We start from the raw sequence: 21,322 nt of genomic DNA, 5'->3' as shown, positions 1-21,322 counted from the left end.
CCAGAAGGGTAGACCTACCTGACATTGAGAAGGAAGAATTGGGTTCATAGCACGTGAAGTTTGAAGCCAGCCGTCAGCTATTGACGGCTGATAGATTGGGACCAATTTTTACCAGAGGGTCATTGACGTAGTGGTGTGGGGCATGAGTACCCCACACCACTACGTCCCATAAATTTCAATTGAGCAGTATCGCTTTTATCGGCTGATGGGGTAGCCCAGGGCGCCTTTAGCCGCGTAAGCCGCGTAATACATGTGCCGAAAACAGGTTTCAGGGGCGATCTGTCCATTCGGAAAGTCCCACAGCGGCAGCATCGCCACCACCGATACGTCCGTAGCCGGATCGTAGGTCATCACCGACAGATAGCCCGCAATGGCCCCGTTGTGGCCATACCCCAGGTTAATGAATTGATCGGTGCCTAAGCTATACTGTTTAAAGTACGGATTGACGTCGGTTTGCATCAACTGCACGGTTTGTTTGGTGAGGACGTTCTCTCCTCGCATCAGCGAGCGGATGTACGTATTCAAGGCGGCCATCGTGCCATACCCATTCCCCTCTGCTACGTGGGCGCTCATATTCACCGGGCCAAAGCCTACGCCCCATTTGGACGACCGTCTGATCAGGCTGGCCACGCTGGGCTGGGGCAGCAACTGGTCATCTGCCTGGTAGGGAAACGAGACCGGGATGGGTACCCGGGTGTTCGGTCCGGTGACATGGTCGTAGAGGTAATCGGCATACGTTCTGGCCCGCAGACTCTTCGCCGAGTACACCCGCTCGATGATGCGGCTCAGGATTGCGTAACCGGTGTTGCTGTAGTGGTAGCCCTTGCCTGGGTCGAAGAAACTTAACTGGTAATCGATCAGGGGCTTGATCAATTCTTCGGTAGTGAACTGGTGCGTTGAGTCCCGGGTTTGGACGTAATTGGTATAGCTCTCTCCATTCAGACCGGGAACCGAGAAGTTATCGGTATCATAGACCCCGGCGCTATGCTGGAGCAATTGCTCGATGGTGATCTGACTTTTGTTGGGAATATTCCAGTCCGGGGTGTCCGGTACGTAAGGCGAATTGGTCCCGGAATCAGATCCGTGATGTGGGCTTGGTAATCCAGCCAGCCATCCTGGTACATCTTCAGAATGGCGGTGGCCGTAAAGTTTTTGGTATTGCTGGCAAAACGAAAATAGGTAGTAGGCGTAAGGGGCTGCCGACCTAGTGAAACCGCCGAAGCGAAATAGGTGTGGGTAGGGGTTTGGATCAGCACGTTCATCGAGGGGACCGACTGCCCCAGACTATCTTCCAGTACGCGCCGTACGCTATCAACAGCTATCTGAACCCGCCGTTCTGAACTCAAACCGGGTTCCTGGTGATCGGTACAGGATACCAGTATACTACATAGCCAAAGCAGGCCAAACGGGGTGATCCAGCGCCACAAACACGGTGTGCCAAGCGCTTTTGAATTAGCCCCTACAGCCCACGAAAATACGGATGAAAAGAAAAAAAGGTCATAACAATCAATCCGATAAAAAGGTTAGTAAACAGACTATTTTCAGAGGTTATTCTAAAGACGCAAAGGTGAGCCAGCGGACAGGTCCAGGTCTATCACAATCGTTCCATTTTTTGTACGTATGTTCCATTTGGCTGATTGACCGCTTCTTTGTAGCTTCGAGGTACACTTTTCCGCCGTTATGTTCGTAGTCTTGCCGCGTGCAATCGTTGGGATTTTGGTTGGCATGAGTATGGGGTTATCCAGTGGAGCCCAACAGGTAATGCCCCGGTTTGTTGACCGATTCAGCCCACCAACTGGCGTGAATTTTAACATTACGGGGGCTACTGAAGACGCCCAGGGTAAGCTGTGGTTCGCCACCCATGAAGGGATTGTCCGATTCGATGGTCGACAATTTCGGGTTTATCATGATCCCGTGCTGGGTCAGGGTGACGACTATTTTCACCTGGTACCCTCGCCCGATGGACGAATCTGGTGTAAACTGGGCCGGGGCAGCGCCCTATCGTACATCGATCCTGCGTTGGACCGAATTATACGGGTGCCGGACTCGTCCCGACTGGTTCGGGAGTATCTGTCCCAGTGGCGTAGCAATTACGTTTTCGCCGATGCCCAGGCTACCGTGTGGATAGCCCTGCGCCGACGCGGGTTGATTCGCTTCAATCCCCGTACATACGCTGTCGAGAAAGTATTTGATCAACCTGATGAAGCCGCCCGCTGGATTACCCAGGACCCTTCTGGAACCATCTGGTTCACGACCAACAAAGCGGTGTATGCCTACCACCCTGTCTCGCGCCAACTGAAACGCTACCGGGATGAACTTGGCCCACCAAATCGAAAGCAATCGGGCACAACTGCGAGTTCTACAGAGGATCTGTTTGCAATTGGTATTCATGCCCGGCAGGATGGCCGCATATTGGTCGGACTAAGCGATGAGGTGGATGTGATTGAGCCGACAACGGGCCAAATAACCCGGCTGGAACTGCTGCCCAATAAATTCTATCCGGCCCAGATTGCCCTGGATTTTCACGAAGATCCGCTAGGGAATACCTATTTCAGGACGATGGCCGCAAATTATTGTTACACCCGGGCGGGAAAGCTGGAGCAGTTAGAATTCAGCGGCCTGTCGGGACGGGTCAATTATCTCTTACCCAGCCGAACCCGCCGACTGTGGGTAAGCTCGGAGCAAACCCTGCTGGCCTACGATTTAACGCATCTTCGTCCCCTACCAGCCCTTAACCTGCTCGATGTTATCGTCAATGGCACCCGGTTGGAAAAGGTTACCAAACGTCATCAACTGGTGCGCGATTCGCTGGGCCACCCTACGCTCACGGTTGAGGAAGGCGATTTGATTACCCTGCGTATTTCTCCCTACATCGACGACGTGACGCGGACATTCCGGTTTCGTCTGAAAGGCTACGACCAGCAGTGGAACGTAACCGAGGACGCGACCGGTACAGTTTCGTATCAGTTGTCGGCGGGCACCTACACGCTGCTGCTGAATCGATTCATTGTTCCAGGGGGCTGGTCCAGGGACGTATCGAGCCTGACGCTTGTGGTACGACCACCGTTCTGGAAAACCGGCTGGTTCTGGGCTATTGTCCTGGTGGCGACCGGAACCTTGGGAACGGTACTGATACAAAGCTGGAACCGACGGCGCATCCTTCGGCAGGAGCTGGCTCGCCGGGAGTTTGAAGCCGCGACGTTACGTGAACTCGACGAGATGAAAAGCCGCTTCTTTACCAATATTACCCACGAGCTACGGACCCCGCTGACCATTATTCTGAATGCAACCGAACAGTTGAGTAAATCTCCGCTTACTGAGTCGGATCAGCGACAACTGCAGGCCGCCCGGCGCAATACCCGGCAGTTGATGCGGCTCATTAACGAAACCTTGGACATGGCCAAGCTGGACGCCGGCAAGCTGGAACGTCATGAGCACATTGGTGATCCGCTCGCTTTTGTGGGGCAGGTGGTCACCCAGTTTGCGGGCCTGGCCGAACAAAAACAGCTTAGCCTGAGCTGGCAAGGCGAGCCACCCGGTGAGGCTAGTGCGTTGCTGTACCGGTTCGACAGCGATAAACTGGAAAAAATTACTTACAATCTACTAGCCAATGCCCTCAAATTTACCCCGCAGGCGGCCAGGTACGGGTAGCGGGTCGGATCAGCGCCGAGCATCAGTTTTTGCTGCGCATAGCCGACACCGGCATCGGTATCGCTGCGGATGAGTTGACACAGATCTTTGAGCGCTTCCACCAGGTCGATAGCTCCTCAACCCGGGCATATGCGGGTACGGGGATTGGTCTGGCGCTGGTGAAAGAATTGACCGAATGGCTGGGGGGCACCATCACCGTTGACAGTGTCCTGGGCCAGGGTAGCACGTTCACGCTAAGCCTGCCCCTTAGCCCGAGTGGAGCTACCCAGATGCCTGCGAAAGAGCCGATGGGCCAACCGGCCCCTGCCTTGCTTCAGCCTAAGCCGGTTGAGGTGGCCGTTGCGGTCGATGGTTTATCGGAGGATCTTAACCGGCCTTTACTACTGATCGTCGAAGATAACGAGGACCTGCGCACCTATATGAGCGATGCACTCTCGGCTCAGTACCAGATCATCACAGCAGAAAATGGACGTCTTGGCTTAAAACAGGCTCTGGAAAAGGTACCGGACCTGATTGTTAGTGACGTGATGATGGCTGAACTCGACGGGTATGAACTGGTGGAACGACTAAAGGCCGACGAGCGGACGAGTCACATTCCCATTGTCTTGCTGACGGCAAAATCCTCCTACGCAAGCCGCATTCAAGGTTTTGGCGCCGGAGCTGACGAGTATGTTGAAAAGCCATTTAGTTTGGTCGAGCTGATTCTGCGAATCAAGAACTGCCTGCGTACCCGTATGCAATGGCAACGACACTTGACCGCGGGCCTACAGAAAGGGCCCGTTGAGCCGCTAGCCCACCCACAACTGGACAGGGAAGAACAGTTTTTGGCTCGGTTGCGGGCGATAATTCTCAACCATCTAACCGACGAAGCGGTGGATGTGGACTGGCTGGTTGAGCAGGCGGGTATGAGCCGCACACAACTTCACCGAAAAATAACCGCCCTAACTGGTATGAGCACCTCCCGGTTTATCAATAAGGTACGGTTGGAGAAGGCCGTTGACCTGTTACAAACCGGGGAACTCAATGTAGCGCAGGTGGCGCAGCGGGTAGGTTATAGTTCCCAGTCTTACTTTACCAAAATGTTTCAGGAACAGTATGGGTATTCACCCATTCGGCTGAGGGTGTGAGGTTCCCGATTTGGAGTAAAGTCAATAACAGGACCCACCCCGAAGCGGGTAAAGACCTTTGTTCAATAACAGTCATGATCTAAATCGACTGGCTGCTCCCAAACAGGGTTAAAATCGGCAAGCTCGTGTCTTGTTCTGGGTATTCAATGGTGTCTGCGCAATCGGGTGATTTTAGGACGATACACCTATGGGCAGACCTGGAGCATTCAACTTATCAGCCCGAAACACCTCGATTTGTATTATCGGTCTGATAAGTTGAACTTAAAACGACCTGATGATGGGGTATAACGTGGTAAAATCTGGATTGTATAGACACTCACGCGAAAGCCAATTGCAGATACACTGGATATAGCGGATGAGGATTTATGTACGATTCTGCAAATGCACCCAATTTAGAGACGGCTGGCAGCGGGTAAATCAAAGACGAACAACAGGCGTTAAGCTAACTCCTTCGTCATAGTACATAAAAAAGGCTGGTCGTAGCGCGGCCAGCCTTTCCTGTTTGAATACAACCTGAATTGAAAAAAGCAATGATGGATACTCCTCTGCCTGAGTAGTAAGTGCGTCAAAATTGGTAAATAAAAAGATTTAATACAACTATTTTGTTAAAAATATTAAAATTTCTCCTCTATCGTATTTTCCCTTATGAAGATGCCTGGCAAAGTGGGCAAAAAACAGTTCTACAGTTATCAAAAGCTATTCCCGGAATAGTTGAATCGGTTTGTCGATAAATACTATTGGGTTAATCGACTCTCAAGTAGATGGTTATACTGAAGGCCCCCGTCTTTCGCTTTAACTCCATTGAGGATTGTGGCGAAGGGCGGGGGCCGGGGTTGGATCAGATAAACTGCCTGTTGTTACGTAGTAGCCGGCATTATGAGCGGTACAAAATGCTTCTGGTTTAGCGGTAGATTCTCAGCCGTCCATTCGACGTCATGGATAAAGGCCGAGGCACGTACCGGACAATTCGCAACCCGGCAGTAGTGGCAGCAGGCTTTCTCGCAGGGATCGGTATGCACAAAAATTTCAACTTCCGCCTGAAACCCATCTTTAAGCGTATCTTCGAAATGATGAACCTCGTCATGTACCTGGCTTAGCTCCCAATAATACGGCAACGTCAGGTGACAATCGATGTGCAGATCGGCCCCGTATTTCTGCACACGTAAGTTATGTACGTCGATCCAGTTGCGATCTTTTTTCGACTTGAGTAAATCCACAACCCGATGAATCGTTGGCACATCCGCTTCGTCCATGAGCCGGGCAACCGACTGGCGGGTAATCTGAAATCCGTTGTAGATGATCACCAGCGACAGACCAACCGAGAGCGTACTATCGATCCAGTGTTTTCCGGTCAGGGCGACCAATGCTACGCCAATCATGACCACAACGCTGCTGAATGTATCGGTGAGCAGGTGTTTTCCATCCGCAATCAGCGCTGCGGAGTCGGTTTGGCGTCCCGACCGGATGAGCATCCAGCCCACAAAGGCGTTGGCAACCGCCGTTACGCCCACCAGGGCTACCCCCCAGTCGAGATTGCTGAGTGGTTTGGGCTCAAAAAAACTTAGAATAGCCTGCCAGATAATGACCAAACCCGCCGAGAGAATCATAGCTCCCTCGAAACCGGACGACAGAAATTCAATTTTGCCGTGGCCATATGGGTGGTTCAGATCGGCAGGCTGACCGGCAAGGTAGATACTGTAGAACGCAAACCCACTGGCAATAACATTCACAATGGATTCAACGGCGTCGGAAAGGATAGCCGTCGAGTACGTTAGGAAATAGGCTGTGAATTTGAGAATCAGCAGAACAATGCTTAACCCCAGCGAGATGCCCATCCAGCGGTATTTTGTTTGTTGAGTGGCACTCATGAAGCTCCTTAAAATAGGGTTTGGTGCGGCAAAGGTAAGGATTCTGGCGGGGAATGCAGGCAGCCGAACTCCACGAAAGTTTTGAGCCACCAACGGTCTTAAGGGCCATCTAGCCGGCACATCACGAGCTTTACGCGTACCATTCTGGCAGAAAAATAAGGGTACACGTGCATGTGTTTTTAGTTTACCGCTTTCATGCCCAGCCAGTTTGTTCGGAATTTCTCCATCTCTGGCGTGAGCGAAAGGCCTGCTTTTTCGTAAAGCTGAACAGAAATTGCCGGATTCTCAATCAGAGTGACCGAAGCCGTTTTGGTCTGCCCCCGGTGCATATAAGCCAACTGAATGACCTCACCCGGTTTGTGCTGGCTTAGTATCGTTTGCAAAGCGGAGACGCTGGCGACCGGCTGACCATCAATCGTTGTGATCATATCGTCAATATCCAGTCCGGCTTTGTACAGCGGTGTATCCCGAATCGTGTTCGACGTAAGAATCAGCCCACCTGCCGTTTCGGAATAACGAACGCTGCCCATCCAGGCTTTTCCTTCCTGTGCTTTTTTGATGGTCAGTCCGGCTTTTGCCAGCAATGAAGCATAATCAATGGCTTCGTGGCCGTAGACATAGTTACTGAAAAACGACCGGGCAAAATCGGGGTAGTTAGTTTACCTAGTTCAGTCTGTAAGCCGTCAACCGTATAGGGCTGCTCGGTTTTTCCAAAGCGTTGCCAGACCGCCTGCATATACGCATCCAGCGACAGGTTTCGCTGACGTAACTCCAGGTCAAGCGCCAGGGCAACGGCGGCTCCATACGTATAGTAGGAGGTAAACATATTTCCGTAGTTGGTTCGGTCAACGGATACGCCAGCATCCACAAAAACAGCGTGACAACTGGCGTCAATCGGGGAATAATACGTACCACCCGGTGTCAACTGTTTGCCCGAAACAATGCCCGTCAGTATGTTGGTATACTCAGCAACGGGCGTAAAGCCTGCCCGCGTCAGGAGTAGCTCCCCGTAATATTGAGTAAAGCCCTCCGCAAACCAGAGTTCATAGCTCATGTTGCTTTTCTCGAAATTAAACGGCTCCAGCGTTTTAGGCCGGATGCGTTCGACGTTCCAGCAATGAAAAAACTCGTGCGCAAACACGCCCAATACGTGCTCAGGACCTGTGAAGGCAATCGGTACGGCAATCATGGTTGAGTTTCGGTGTTCCATGCCATCGCCACGAACATATGGGTTCAGGCTGGCCAGAAACGTATAACTGCCGTAATCGTACCGCGGAAATTCGCCATACACCGCTTTGGCCTGATCGACAATCCGGGCAATTTTCTTCGCAAAACCGTCGGCCGTCGTGTCCGCGACATTGGCTTCAAGCGCTACCCGAAACGTAATGGGCTTGCCATCCGCACCGGTACGTTGCCATTCTTTAACCGCTAATTTTCCAATTTTGGTGGGCGAATCCATGAAGTACTGCAGGCCGGGGGCTGTATAAGTAAACCGGTCGGAGGTAGGAACCAGTTGCGTAGCCACTACGCCCATATTGTCGGCAGGCAGGTTGAATTTTACAGAGATGGGTTGTTTGTCGAACCCTTTGATCCACATGAACGTAGCGGGCATGTTAAGGTGGATGCTCTGCGGGTCGATGCCCATATACGTACCATCGGGATAATTGCCGTAGAGCGTATAGCTTAGTTTGACGGTACCCTTGTGGGTCGGCACTGTGTATACGTCGCCATCCGTCCGGATGAGGGTAAGTGGCTGATTCTGCTGATCGAAAGCCTGAACATTGTAAACGTTCTTCCCAAATTCATGGGTGGCGTATCGTCCCGGCGATGAGCGGCTCATCCGAAAAATGGCGGCCTGAGCGGGTAATTGCGAAACGGTCAGGCTGATCTGGGCTTCGTGGTGGATAGCATTCGGAAAAGATACTTCATACCGAATGGTTTGGGCAATAACGATGCGGCCAACTAAACAGGCAAGAAGAAGGAGGCTGGTTGTTTTCATGTCGGCAAAAGTAAAAACAAAGCCCGACAACCCCGTACATGAGTACAGGTATGGGTTACTAATCGGTTATTGGCCTGTTCAGTAACTCATAACCCGCACAAAACGATACGTTCGGTTTTGAAGAAAGCAGATTATTCAGGATTCAGGCGTTCATCCGTTTATTGATTTCGTCCCGGATGAAGGCGCATTTCTCGTATTTCTCCAGGTCAATGTTTTCCTGAAGCATGGCCTGCAGTTCATTCATGGATTTACTGACAAGTTCCAGATTGTGCGTAGTGAGTGAGCTTATTGGTTGAAAAAAGCCATCCGGGCTGATAAAACCCCATTGCGAAGGGTCTGTTGGATGTTGTTGTTCCATGATTGTTCTTGTTTTTAGTTACGGCGGTGAGAAGCTACGAAAATCTATCGATTTATACTACTAGTTTATAGAAAAATGTTCTGATGAATATATGATAGTTTGAAATGTGTTGTTTGTAGAGACCGCTATCCAGTCGAAAATCATTTGCTGAAAAAGAAAAATGTTGAACACCCAACCGCACTACGTTTTGTGACTCTGCAACGCCGTAGTGGGCCATAAACCCGCTCTTTCCGCTTCGTTCAGCGAGGTGAACTTTGGTTATTAATCTAATTTTAATACCATAAAACCTAAACATAATGGCGGCATTTTCATTTAAGAGGTGTTAGCTAATATTCTTTCTTAACCAAACTGACTTCCTGACTATGAGAAAGCTCAACTTTCTTTATTTCCTCCAATGTGTACAATCCCGCTGCCGTTCAGTTCATTGGATGAACGCCGGGTGTTCACCTGTCAATCAGCGTTGATGGCGATAACTCCCACTGCACTTTCTGCCTCGTCTTTACCCGCACTAGTGAGACGAATCGAGCCACCCAGAACACTCAGTTTGTGAGTGAAGGGGCGGTGTGTCCAGCTGATCCTGATAAATGTCAGAAAATGGGTTTATAGCCACTACACGTAGGCAAAACCGACTGACGGCATTGGGTTCATTTTGTATTAAAACTTATTTGGGATGGTGTCAGTCTGACAAGGGCTGGTCCATTGGGCGTTCACTGGTTATTCTCAACGAACTATGGAAAGTAATTTTAAGTCAATACGCGCTTTCGCGTACCCCTCACTTTTTTTATGCTGGCTTTTGTCCCTGCTCTTCAGTATGCCACTTATGGCACAGGATGTAGCAGTTAGTGGACGCGTTACGTCGTCCGATGATGGTTCTCCGCTTCCCGGTGTGAGTGTTGTGGTAAAAGGCACTAGTCGCGGAACAACCACTGATGTTAACGGTAATTATCAAATCAGTACGAGTGCCAATACAACCCTGACATTTTCGTTTGTCGGGTTTAAATCGCAGGATGTGGCTGTTGGCAACCGCAATACGCTCAACGTTGTGCTGGCAGCCGATGCCTCGACGTTGAATGAAGTCGTGGTAACGGGCTTTGGTATTCAGCGAACGGAGCGCGAAATCGGAACATCGATAGCGCGAATCAACAGCGCACAGCTTACGCAGGCGGCTCCCGTCAACGTAGCCAACGGGCTGACCGCTAAAGTATCGGGTCTTCAGATCAATACCACCAACAATGGTGTGGGTGCTGGTGTCCGGCTGACGCTACGGGGGAACCGTTCCTTTCTCGGCAACAACCAGGCCCTGTTGATCGTGGATGGCGTTATCTCCGACATAAGCTTTCTGACATCGATCAACCCGAACGATATCGAAAGTACGACGGTGCTGAAAGGGCCTAGTGCAGCGGCTTTGTACGGGTCCGATGCTTCGAACGGTGCGCTTATCATCTCCACCAAACGAGGTACACAAAATAACAAACCGCAGATTACGTACACCAACAACACCCAGTTCGAGAGTATTTCGTATATGCCCGGACTACAAACCCAGTTTGGCGCAAACGGGGGCGAAGGCGCTCCTTTCTACGACCGTAACTATGCGCGTACGTATGTGCCGTACGAAAACCAGCAATTCGGGCCAGCCTTCGACGGATCTATTCAGCCACTTGGATACGGCGTTCAGATCCGGGATGCAAACGGAAACGTGCGGCTCGATACGTTGAAAATTCCTTATTCAGCTCCGGGTAAAGACCCACGGCGGGCCTTTTTCAATACGGGCGTTACGCAGCAGCATGACATTTCGTACCGTATCGGGGATGCCCAGAATTACTTCGGCCTGAGTTTGCAGCGCGTTGATCAGAAAGGCGTTGTGCCGAATGACAAGTATCAACGGACAAACATCAGCATCAAAGGAGGGCGGGCTGTCGATAAGTTTACTACTAATTCGGGCGTCCAGTTTTCGTATCAGCGGACCGATACCGAAAACGGCGATTTCAACCAGAACCGGCCTGTATACTGGAACGTACTGAACCAGCAGCCACAGGCGCCCCTCAACAGCTATCCGCTGAACGATATCACTTCTCCGTATGGTGATGTGAATGGTTTTTACAACGCGTATTACCCGAATCCGTACTGGCAGATCACTGGCGACAATTCGCGGAAAGTTACCAACCTGTATACTTTGCAGGGGTCAGCCGATGCGGGTTATCAGGCTACCAAATGGCTGAACGTATTGTATCGGGTAGGGGGCAGATCTACAACTCGCAGCTCAAAGCCCACATCGCCGACGTAACGTTTTCTGACTACGCTACGGGCGACCCATGGGAAGCGGGTAACATCGCTTCATCGGCGGGCGGGCATACCAATGCTACCGTTCAGGACGCTACGCAGCTTCGCACCCGCTTTACGGGCGACCTGCTCGTTACGATAAATCCCAAATTTGGCGACTTTACGACCCGGCTGATTCTGGGTCAGCAGACCCGGCAGGAGTACATGCGGACGACCTACGATTATGCCGGTGCCCTCGTAGTACCCGGAACTTACAATATCTCGAACCGGCTGGGCAATCCAACGGTGGCGGAATACAGCAGCCAGAACCGGCTGTTAGGCGCGTTCGGTGATCTGACGGTTGGATACAGAGATTTTGCGTTCATCCATGCCACAGGCCGTAACGACTGGACTTCCCTGCTGTCGCCAAGCAATCGGTCGTTCTTTTACCCCAGCGTCGATGCTTCGGTAATCATTACAGAAGCCATTCCTTCCCTCAAAAACAGTTCGGTTATCAGCTACGCAAAACTGCGGGGCGGTATATCGAAAGTAGGGCAGGTAAACGTAGCGCCGTATCAGTTGCAGAATGTGTTTAACCCCGGCACGGGATTCCCGTTTGGTGGACAGGCCGGTTTTGAACAAAGTAATCAGCAAAACGATCCCAACCTGAAACCCGAGTTTACAACGAGCAAGGAAGTTGGGTTGGAAATTGGGTTGTTTGACCGCTTCAACCTCGAAGCCGTGTACTATAACACCGTAACGACCAACCAGACCGTACCCATCGACGTATCGCGGGCAACCGGCTATTCGTCAGCGCTGGTGAACACAGGTACGATGAAAAACCACGGTATCGAACTGGATTTGCGGACGATCCGCCCATTGGTTAGCACCGGTGCATTTACCTGGGATCTGAACGCCAACTTTACGTATCTGGAAAGCCTGGTTACCGACGTTTATCAGGATCTGGCCCGGATAAATATTCCATACGGTACAGACCCATACCGGCCAACTCTGACGGGGGGAGCCTCCAACGTATTTGCCGCCAAAGGGTTTGCTTATCCGGCTTTGTACGTCAGTGATATTCAGCGCGTTCAATCGACGGATGCTACCGCTGCCAACTACGACCCAACGGGCCAGTTCGCTGGTCGGCCCATCGTTGACGCCACCGGGTATCCTACACTCGACCCAACGCTCCGGTACGCGGGTACTACACAGCCTAAATATCGGTTCGGTTTAACCAATACGTTCAAATTCAAAGGCATAACGCTTTCGGCCGTTATCGAATACCGGGGTGGTGCTGTTATCTACAACGCTTTGGGTAATGCCCTTGAGTTTACGGGCGCTGGTATCCGTTCGATTTACGCTGGTCGGCAAAATTTTGTATTTCCGAACTCCGTTGTTGTTACCGGAAAAAATACGGACGGGTCAAACCAATACGCCAATAACACGAACGTTACTACTAAAGACGGTAATCTGGTTTTCTGGACCAACTCAGGGTATCACAACGCTGGTTATAGCTACGTAACGAGCGCCGATTTCTGGAAACTGAGGGAAGTGGTGCTGAGCTACAACATCCCAACCAAAATCGTAGGCTACACGCGATTCATCAAGTCGCTGAACATTGCCCTGACGGGTCGGAACCTGATCATGCTTCGTCCTAAAACGAACGTGTTTACTGACCCTGAATTTTCGGGAGGCACCAACGCCAACGACACCAGTAACGCCGTTGGTACAACGACGGAATACCAGACCCCTCCAACCCGTTTCTATGGCTTCCGGCTTAGCTTCGGTTTTTAATCAACTTCATTCAGCAACGAACAATGAGATCGATAAAACAACTTCTGATCGGCCTGGTACTTGGCCTGTCAATGATCGTGGCGGGTTGTAAAGATTACCTGGACGTGAATAACAATCCGAACCAGGTGACAGCCGCAACACCCCAGTTAGTGTTACCGGATGCGCTGGCCGCAACAGGCTGGTACCTGACGGGAAATGCCCCCGGAGGCAATGCTGGTAGCTTTTACTTCCTGAATCTGTGGATGGGTTACTGGAACTGGAGCGGTAACTATTCCATCGCTACGTCGGACAAAAACTACCAGTTTACGCAGGGCTTCAACAACAGCATCTGGAGCAGTGCTTACCTCAATCTGAAAAATTACAATTATGTAGATGTTCAGGGGGCAGCCCTTAAGCAACCTATTTTGCAGGGCATGGCCAAAATTATGAAAGCCCTGCATTTTCATATTCTGGTAGACACCTATGGCAACGTACCGTATACGACCGCCCTTCAGGGTACCACAAACATTCTGCCTACCTACGACAATGGGCAGGCGATTTACGAAGATCTGTTCAAGCAGATTGATTCGGCTATGGTACTGTTGAATAACGGTGAAGGAACGCTCAATCCGGGAGCCAATGACATTATGTTCGGGGGCGACATCGACAAATGGCTGAAGTTTGGCAATACGTTGAAACTGCGCATGCTGCTTCGGCAGTCGGAGAAAGCAGACCGGGCCTCGTTTATCCAAACACAGCTGGCCGCGATAAAAGCATCGGGTTATGGATTCCTCGGGGCGGGCGAAAATGCGAGTGTCAATCCGGGTTATTCCAACTCCCAGAACCAGCAAAATCCGTTGTACGGGGCGTTCTATGCCATCAACGGCAACCCAACTACGCTCAATAACCAGTATAAGGGCAATCTGTACGGCATCTCGTTTTATAAACAAACCAATGACCCACGCATCGGCGCTTATTACCGGCCCGTGGCCGGAACGACGAGTACCTTCAACGGCACGTATTTCGGAACAACTGATCCATTGGTGAATAGCCAGGTATCGGATGTAGGCCCCGGTATTCTTCAGCGGGTCGATCAGTCGTCGCCGATTTTACTATCGCACGAGAGTCTGTTTATGCAGGCCGAAGCTGCACAGCGCGGCTGGATCACCGGCGATCCTAAGGCACTCTATCAGGCGGCTATTGCGGAGTCGTTCATCAATGCTGGGCGGACAGCTGCGGAAGCCAGTACGTATTACGCGCAGGCGGGCGTAAACGATGTGAATTGGGAGGCTTCTTCGAACAAAATTGAAGCGATCATCACGCAGAAATGGGCCTCGGAAAACGGTACGGCTCCCTTCGAAGCCTGGTCTGATTACCGGCGGTTGGGTTTCCCCACGACGATTCCCATTTCGCTGGACCCCAGCACAACGGTACGTCAGATTCCATCCCGGCTGCTCTATCCAACATCGGAATATAGCAACAACGCCACCAACGTAGCTGCTCAGGGAACGATTAGTCAGTTTACCAGCAAAGTCTTCTGGATGAAGTAGGCCCACCCAAAACAATCAACAACCATGAACAAGCTAGTAAAAATGATCGTGGCCGCGAGTTTGACCGTTGGCCTGACCTCCTGCCTTAAGGATGACGAACACTTTGTTAATTTTGCCGGGGCAGGCTACGTAGCCGAAATTCCGTACGTGGCCAACCGAAGCATTTTGAAAACCGTATCGGTATCGGCCAGCAGTGCCTCACTGATCGCACCAGTCGACGTTAACATTGCTTCGCCCAATCTTCCAACGCAGGACATACCCGTTACGGTGGCTATCGACCAGGCCGCGCTGACAGCTTATAATACCGCCAACAAAACGACGTATACCGTACTGCCGACAGCCGCTTATCAGCTGACAACCCCAACAGTGACGGTTGCGGCCGGTCAGCGGATCGCTACGGTAAATGTCAATTTCGTAGGTACGCAGGTACCCGCTACGGGCGGCCCATATGCGCTTCCTATCACCATTACGGAGGTGCCAAGCAACGTAGTCATCAGCGCCAATTACCGTACCCAGATTCTGGTCATTAGCCGGACTCAGTAATCGGAATAGGCTGGCTTCTCTGCGAAGAAGCTGTTCGGAATTACGACTAATACGAAGACCTGCCTTCACGCTCGTGAAGGCAGGTCTTTTGCATTTGACATAACCGGTTTTCGCAGGGATATGATACTTGCCCCGGCTTATTGAGAGCTTGTAAACCTAATTTGACGGGTGCCTGACACCAACTCGCTACGTCACGTTTTTTTTAGTAAATTTGTTTTACAAGCAATGCCTGGGGCGACCGACGTTCAGCTAACCAACACGAACGGCGGGTGGGCAAACAGAACATAATCGACGGAAAATTAATAAAAAGGTTATGCTGTCATTATCAGAATATAGCACCCTGCCGCAAGGACTGCAAAGTGCTCTTCTGCTGAAGGATGGAATTCCACTCTTCCAGCGCCCCATGCCTGACCAGGAACAAAGAGTTCTGTATAGTCTGGGTTCATTCTTTGTCGAAGTAAGTTGGGATCGCGACTGGACCATGCAGTACATTCTCCCCTTCAGAAATACCGACAAGCTGAACCCTTACCTGGTACGAATCAACTGGCATGAATTCGTGTAAAGTAAAGATTCAGCTTGTGCACCTGTCCCGATAATACGTAGTGAATCTATGCTACCGGAAATGGAGCAGGCTCTCTGACCAAATTGTTGATTATGCTTTTATACCTGGGCGTAGATGAGTTGAGCGTATAAAAGCCGCTGCATCTGTTGCCAGGTGTTTTCCCAGGACTGTTCACGCAAGAACGCATCCAGCGACATCCAGTCAGCTTTTTGTCCCTGTTGCACGGCCTGCCTGATGGCCGTTCCCATAGCTTCAGCCGAATCGGCGAGCTGAACCTGCTCCCAGCTACAGTAGGTCCGTTTGACATCGCAGATGGAGGTCGATACAACGGGCAGACCAGCCGCCAGATACTCGGGCGTTTTGGTTGGGCTGATAAAGCGGGTAGCTTCGTTGTGGGCAAACGGCATCATGGCAATGTCCCAATTGCTGAAGTAAGCCGGTAGCTCCTTATAATTCTTCATGCCCAGGTAATGCAGATTAGGTCCCTGTGGCAGTGTAGCTGGGTCGATTTTTACTACGGGGCCAAGCAAGATAAACTGCCAGTCAGGAAGTTGCTGGGCTAGCGCCCCGAGTAACTCAATGTCAAGGCGTTCGTCGAGGACTCCGCTGAATCCAATCCGTTGCGGAGCAATATCCCGTTGGTCGGCGGGGTCGGCCATTCCATGCCGCGCGCGAACAAAATGATCGTAGTCGATACAGCTCGGGAAAGCAAATACCCGTTCATGCCGCGATAATTTAGCCTCGTATAAGCTATACCCTCCGGTGAACACCAGATCGGCACGGCTCAGCAGGCGTTTTTCTTCCTGAAGTAAGCGGGGCGAAGCCCCCTTAAAAGCAGACAGTTCATCCATGCAATCATAAATGACCAGATTTGCCTGTAAATGATCGCTGAATAACAACGCCATGGGGGTATAATACCACGTAATGAAATTCGTAATTTCCTGTTGCTCCAGGAGTTGATCCACTAGCTGACGTTGTAACCGGATGGTTGATTCTTCATCCAGGCCATGGGGCAGGTGAGGAACCACAACCCGGATATTCTCATCTACCGAATGTATATCAAGATAAAGCGAGTCACCCCAGATGGGTTCTTCAACGTACCAGACACGCCATTGCTGAGCGGCCCGGCTTAACAGATGCTGGGGACGCTGATAGACGAAATTCCAGCGGAGGTGGGCGAAACAAACCAAATCCTGAATACGGGATTGGGTATCGGAAGGTGGTACCTGGCTGCGTAAATAAGTTAGGGCCTGAAGGGCTTGAGTTGAGCTACTGCTGGTTCGTTTTTTATCGCTGAGGGTCATACTGACGTGTTATGGCGATTCGCTGTTTTTATGATTGCCATATCAGGTAAACCCTGTTCGTCGATGATATCTTGGGGGGTACCTGACTTAGTGAGAAAGCGGTCCTGGCTGGTGTCGGCCCGGTGAGTCGATGCCAGCACGGGCGCATTTGAAGGCTACGTTTGTGAGTATGTTGGCCAGACAAAATAGGTTATGGCTGCGTCGCCTTCGTATGGCAAAAATAAAACCGGAAGGCTAAGCAGTCTTCCGGTTTTATTGATCACAGGTTAACAAAAGCAACAGGATGTACGGACAATGTCAGAAAAGATCGGTCTGATCAGATTTTCAAAACGTTACGTACAGCCAAAAAGAATAACAATTTTTTTGCAGGTCTAACGGCTTGCATAAGCCGAATGTTCAGTGATTTGTGGCAAAAAATAATGGGTTACTATAAACAGCTATCCCCGGCATAATCGGCCATCCAATCAATAATTATTATATTAAATCTGAAAACTATTCTATAATTTGTTGGTTCCAAAGAGATATTTGCCAACAAAGCCTCAATTTTCTAACCCATCGGCCGCTTATACGTAACGCAAAGCACTCCAGAACGTAGCCCTAGTTTCAGTCCTCATTAAGCCCATACGTAGGGTTTTTTACTACGTTGGCTGGGCAACTCAACTATGAAAATTCAAGATATCCGGGCGTTGAATGGCCCTAACTACTGGTCGATTAATCGCCATAAACTAATTGTGATGCGATTGGATCTGGAAGAACTGGAAGAACTTCCCTCCGATAAAATTGATGGGTTTTATGAACGCCTGCAACGGCTGATGCCCAGCCTGTACGACCATCGCTGTTCGGAAGGTCGACCGGGAGGATTTTTTTACCGGGTCGAACGCGGCACCTGGATGGGCCACATTATCGAACATATTGCGCTGGAGCTTCAGGCATTGGCAGGCATCGAATGCGGCTTTGGCCGGACCCGCGGCACTGGTGAATACGGAATTTATAACGTTGTGGTGGCGTATCAGGAAGAGCGGGCTGGTTTGCTGGCGGTTACCCGCGCTGTCGATATTGCGCAGTCGCTGGTGGATGGAAAGAAATATGACATACAGGCCGATCTCAGTCTTCTGGCCCGGCTGTATGAAGAGGACCGATTGGGTCCCAGTACGTCGGCTATTGTCAATGCCTGCCTGCAAAAAGGCATTCCGTACATTCGGCTCGATAATGAATCAACGATTCAGTTAGGCTACGGCGCCCGGCATAAACGTATCCAGGCTACCATCACGAGCCAGACCAGCAGCATAGCGGTTGAACTGGCTGGGGATAAAAACGAAACAAAACGTCGACTTAAACAGGTTGGAATTCCGGTGCCCATTGGTGAAGTGGTGCAGACCGAACAGGCTATTCAGGAGGTACGTCAGACGCTGAACTTTCCACTCACCGTTAAACCACTGGATGGGAATCATGGCCGGGGCGTAACCACAAATATTCAATCCGATGATGCACTGATGGCTGCTTTCCGGATGGCCAAACAGCACCGTCCGAACGTACTGGTTGAGCAATTTATCGATGGGAACGACTACCGGCTTCTGGTGATCGATTACAAACTCTGTGCGGCAGCCCGACGGATTCCGGCGGAGGTAACCGGCGATGGCTCGTCTACCATTCGACAACTCGTTGACCAGATTAATTTTGATCCAAGACGCGGGGAGGGGCACGTCAATCTGCTGACTAAAATCGAACTCGACGAAGCAACCTGTATGCTGCTTGCCGAGCAGGGTCTTACACTCGAGTCGGTGCTGCCTGCCGGATGCAAACTCTTTCTGAAAAAAACGGCAAATCTGAGTACAGGTGGAACGGCGATTGACGTAACGGATTGCGTGCATCCAGAGATCCGGGTTATGGCCGAACGAACAGCGCGGGCCATCGGGCTGGATATCTGCGGAATTGATTTGATTGCTCAGGATATTACCCGCCCGCTGAAGGCTTCCGGCGCTTCGGTGATTGAAGTGAACGCAGCGCCCGGTTTCCGTATGCACATACATCCGTCGGAGGGGAAGCCCCGTGAGGTAGGGAAAGCTGTAGCGGAGATGCTTTTCCCTGCAAATCAGAGTGATAAATTCGGTTCAGCGCCAGGCCGTATTCCTATTGTTGCCATTACGGGGACAAACGGAAAAACCACCACTACCCGGCTAATTCGACACATCATTCGTCAGCTGGGATGCGTGGTTGGCTGCACTACTACCGATGGCGTTTATATAGACGATACACTGATCGAATCCGGGGATTGTACAGGTCCGCAGAGTTCACGGAAAGTACTTCAGGATTCGTCCGTTGACGTAGCCGTGCTTGAATGCGCTCGGGGCGGTATGTTACGTTCGGGCTTAGCGTTCGATCAGTGCGACGTAGGGATTGTTACCAACGTAGCGTCGGATCATCTCGGCCTGCGCGACATTCATTCGCTGGAGGATATGGCGCGTGTTAAAGCGATTGTGGCCGAAAGTGTGAAGCCGGATGGCTATGCCGTGCTGAATGCCGACAATACGTATACCTACGCCATGCGGCAGCATGTGCGCTCAAATGTGGCCCTGTTCAGCATGAACCCAACGGGCGAACGTATCGTGGCGCATTACCGGGCTGGTGGCCTAGCGGCCGTTTATGAAGATGAATTTATAACCATCCGACGGGGCGATGAACGAATCCAGATTGAACACGTAACGAATATTCCCTTGTCGTTTGGCGGAAAAGCACCCTTTATGATTGAGAATATCCTGGCTGCTGCGTTGGGCGCTTATTGTCAGCATATTTCGGTTGCTTTGATTGCGGAAGGGCTCCGTTCTTTTATTCCCTCGTTCGAAAACACGCCGGGGCGAATGAATTTCTTTTATTTCCAGAACTTCTGTGTGCTGGTCGATTACGCCCATAATCCGCATGGATTGGTTGCCTTGGGCGAATACATCAAACAGGCGGGGGCGGGTCGTACGATTGGCATCCTGACCGGCGTTGGCGACCGTCGGGACGAGGACATCATTGAGGTTGGACGGGTATCGGTCAATATATTTGATGACATTATTATTCGCTTCGATGAAGATAGCCGCGGCCGGGACACGGCTCAGATTGCGGATTTGATCATGCAGGGCATTCGGGAAGTGAATCCCCAAAAGTCTGTGCAGATTATTCCCGACGAATTGGCCGCCCTGACCTATGCGATCCAGAATGCACCAAACGATGCGCTGATTGTGCATCTGTCGGATCGGGTGAGTCAGTCCGTCAAGCTAGTGGAGGCTTGTCAAGAACGCGAATTGCAGCTTGCCCATAAGCCAGACGGTCTGGTGAGCGCTTAGCAATAGATTTGTCAGAGTATCTTAGAAAAGGCTTTACGACTGAATCACTGTTTCGTCAGTTTTTGTGAAAATACGTTCGTTGAGGTAATAGGATGCCCCATTCGCCAGAATGGTGATGTGTAACTTATTGACGTAAACGGGCGTTAATTCCCGAATGTCGTGGTAATTGGTATCGAGCACGTCATCGGCATTGACAATAAACACCCCGCCTGATCCTATCGCTCTTAATACGTTGCCCTGAGTGATCACCACGCCTGTATCGACGCAGAGGCCAATGCCGAGCAAACCCGGATTACGTAACAGAGCTTCGGTTAGTCGGGGCAGGCGACTCCGTTGCATAAAGTGGGTGTCAATAATGGCGCCGGGCAGCAAAGAGAGTCCTTTTTCGGTTTCCACCATTCCTTTAATGAGCGATTCCGAGCTTTTTCCTTCTTTAATGGCCAGTCGGGGCATAGCTGCCGCTCCGGCGCTGGTGCCGGCAATCACAAAGTCGTCGTACTGGTAGCGCTGCTGAATGTTACGGATCAATTGGCTGTCCAATAGCTTATCGATCAGGGTTGTCTGATTGCCTCCGGTAAACAGTACCCCATCCGCTTTGTCAATTCGACGCAGATTATCGGGGCTATCGGCTTCCTTCAGGCTGTCAATGTACAGTACGTGAACGTTTTTACAGCCCAAATTATGGAAGGCGTCGAGATAGGCTTTCCCCATTTCTTCGGGTACTTCCGAAGCCGCCGGAATGATTTCAATTCGGGAGCCCGGTCCCTTCACTTCGGCCAGAAACTCGGCCAGAATACCAGATTCAAAAAAGGTGGGCTGCCGCAATTCGCTCGATGCATCCGTGGCTTCCTGCCCTTTGGCTTCACTGCCCCCGATGGGAATCAACTTTCCTTTTGGTACGGTCATAACGTTTGTGGGTTATTTTATGAGTGATTTCGGTTGCGACCAGTTTAACCAACAGACGGCAATGATGTTAGCAGGATAAAGCATTGTCAG

16 protein-coding genes are annotated in these 21,322 nt (G+C 51.1%); 8 read left to right on the top strand and 8 right to left on the bottom strand.

The window, feature by feature from the left end; translation table 11 throughout:
• Positions 1 to 195 precede the first annotated feature (195 nt).
• Together LN737_RS20850 and LN737_RS20845 are read right to left on the bottom strand one after the other, a co-directional pair.
• Positions 196 to 996, bottom strand: coding sequence for a serine hydrolase domain-containing protein (locus tag LN737_RS20850; protein ID WP_405511749.1), 801 nt, complete (start codon positions 994 to 996; stop codon positions 196 to 198).
• Positions 939 to 1,427, bottom strand: a complete 489-nt coding sequence (locus LN737_RS20845; protein ID WP_405511748.1) for a serine hydrolase — start codon at positions 1,425 to 1,427, stop codon at positions 939 to 941. Before LN737_RS20845 ends, LN737_RS20850 begins: the two co-directional genes overlap by 58 nt.
• 253 nt (positions 1,428 to 1,680) lie before the next feature.
• Between LN737_RS20845 and LN737_RS20840 the strand changes: the two genes are divergently transcribed.
• Together LN737_RS20840 and LN737_RS20835 are read left to right on the top strand one after the other, a co-directional pair.
• A complete protein-coding gene (locus LN737_RS20840; RefSeq protein ID WP_405511747.1) occupies positions 1,681 to 3,651 on the top strand; it encodes a histidine kinase dimerization/phospho-acceptor domain-containing protein in 1,971 nt (656 codons plus the stop codon).
• Positions 3,652 to 3,680: 29 nt separating this feature from the next.
• A complete protein-coding gene (locus LN737_RS20835; protein WP_405511746.1) occupies positions 3,681 to 4,778 on the top strand; it encodes a response regulator in 1,098 nt (365 codons plus the stop codon).
• 857 nt (positions 4,779 to 5,635) lie between these two features.
• Here the strand turns inward: LN737_RS20835 and LN737_RS20830 are convergent.
• The 4 genes from LN737_RS20830 to LN737_RS20815 all read right to left on the bottom strand — a co-directional run bounded on the left by LN737_RS20830 (position 5,636) and on the right by LN737_RS20815 (position 9,003).
• Positions 5,636 to 6,646: a cation diffusion facilitator family transporter gene (locus LN737_RS20830; RefSeq protein ID WP_405511745.1), complete on the bottom strand. Its 1,011-nt coding sequence runs from the start codon at positions 6,644 to 6,646 to the stop codon at positions 5,636 to 5,638.
• Between the two features lie 179 nt (positions 6,647 to 6,825).
• Positions 6,826 to 7,230, bottom strand: a complete 405-nt coding sequence (locus LN737_RS20825; RefSeq protein ID WP_405511744.1) for a PDZ domain-containing protein — start codon at positions 7,228 to 7,230, stop codon at positions 6,826 to 6,828.
• Positions 7,209 to 8,645, bottom strand: coding sequence for a M61 family peptidase (locus tag LN737_RS20820; protein ID WP_405511743.1), 1,437 nt, complete (start codon positions 8,643 to 8,645; stop codon positions 7,209 to 7,211). Before LN737_RS20820 ends, LN737_RS20825 begins: the two co-directional genes overlap by 22 nt.
• Before the next feature lie 142 nt (positions 8,646 to 8,787).
• Positions 8,788 to 9,003 (bottom strand): hypothetical protein, encoded by a 216-nt coding sequence (locus tag LN737_RS20815; RefSeq protein ID WP_405511742.1) that lies wholly within the window; start codon positions 9,001 to 9,003, stop codon positions 8,788 to 8,790.
• An 820-nt stretch (positions 9,004 to 9,823) separates the two neighbouring features.
• On the opposite strand from LN737_RS20815, the gene LN737_RS20810 reads away from it, so the two are divergent.
• The 5 genes from LN737_RS20810 (at position 9,824) to LN737_RS20790 (ending at position 15,693) form a co-directional block, all read left to right on the top strand.
• Positions 9,824 to 11,287, top strand: a complete 1,464-nt coding sequence (locus LN737_RS20810) for a carboxypeptidase-like regulatory domain-containing protein (RefSeq protein WP_405511741.1) — start codon at positions 9,824 to 9,826, stop codon at positions 11,285 to 11,287.
• Positions 11,215 to 13,059 carry a TonB-dependent receptor domain-containing protein gene (locus LN737_RS20805; protein ID WP_405511740.1) on the top strand — a complete coding sequence of 615 codons (1,845 nt, stop codon included), beginning with the start codon at positions 11,215 to 11,217 and terminating at the stop codon, positions 13,057 to 13,059. The genes LN737_RS20810 and LN737_RS20805 overlap by 73 nt, the downstream gene beginning before the upstream one ends.
• A 23-nt stretch (positions 13,060 to 13,082) precedes the next feature.
• Complete coding sequence (locus tag LN737_RS20800; protein ID WP_405511739.1) at positions 13,083 to 14,588, top strand: SusD/RagB family nutrient-binding outer membrane lipoprotein; 1,506 nt, start codon at positions 13,083 to 13,085, stop codon at positions 14,586 to 14,588.
• Positions 14,589 to 14,612: 24 nt separating this feature from the next.
• Positions 14,613 to 15,131: a DUF1735 domain-containing protein gene (locus tag LN737_RS20795; protein ID WP_405511738.1), complete on the top strand. Its 519-nt coding sequence runs from the start codon at positions 14,613 to 14,615 to the stop codon at positions 15,129 to 15,131.
• 313 nt (positions 15,132 to 15,444) lie between these two features.
• Entirely contained in the window at positions 15,445 to 15,693 is a 249-nt protein-coding gene (locus LN737_RS20790) for a hypothetical protein (protein WP_405511737.1), read from the top strand.
• A gap of 98 nt (positions 15,694 to 15,791) precedes the next feature.
• Here LN737_RS20790 and LN737_RS20785 read toward each other — a convergent pair whose 3' ends face one another.
• Complete coding sequence (locus LN737_RS20785; protein WP_405511736.1) at positions 15,792 to 16,997, bottom strand: glycosyltransferase family 1 protein; 1,206 nt, start codon at positions 16,995 to 16,997, stop codon at positions 15,792 to 15,794.
• 662 nt (positions 16,998 to 17,659) lie between these two features.
• Here LN737_RS20785 and cphA point away from each other — a divergent pair.
• Entirely contained in the window at positions 17,660 to 20,326 is a 2,667-nt protein-coding gene (cphA, locus tag LN737_RS20780) for a cyanophycin synthetase (RefSeq protein WP_405511735.1), read from the top strand.
• A 33-nt stretch (positions 20,327 to 20,359) separates the two neighbouring features.
• Here the strand turns inward: cphA and LN737_RS20775 are convergent, their stop codons facing one another.
• Complete coding sequence (locus LN737_RS20775; RefSeq protein WP_405511734.1) at positions 20,360 to 21,232, bottom strand: cyanophycinase; 873 nt, start codon at positions 21,230 to 21,232, stop codon at positions 20,360 to 20,362.
• Positions 21,233 to 21,322: the final 90 nt, after the last annotated feature.

Source organism: Spirosoma sp. KNUC1025 (assembly GCF_045160025.1).
GTDB lineage: Bacteria > Bacteroidota > Bacteroidia > Cytophagales > Spirosomataceae > Spirosoma.
Note: the sequence above shows the minus strand (reverse complement) of the source record. Positions and strands in the feature narration are given on the sequence as shown.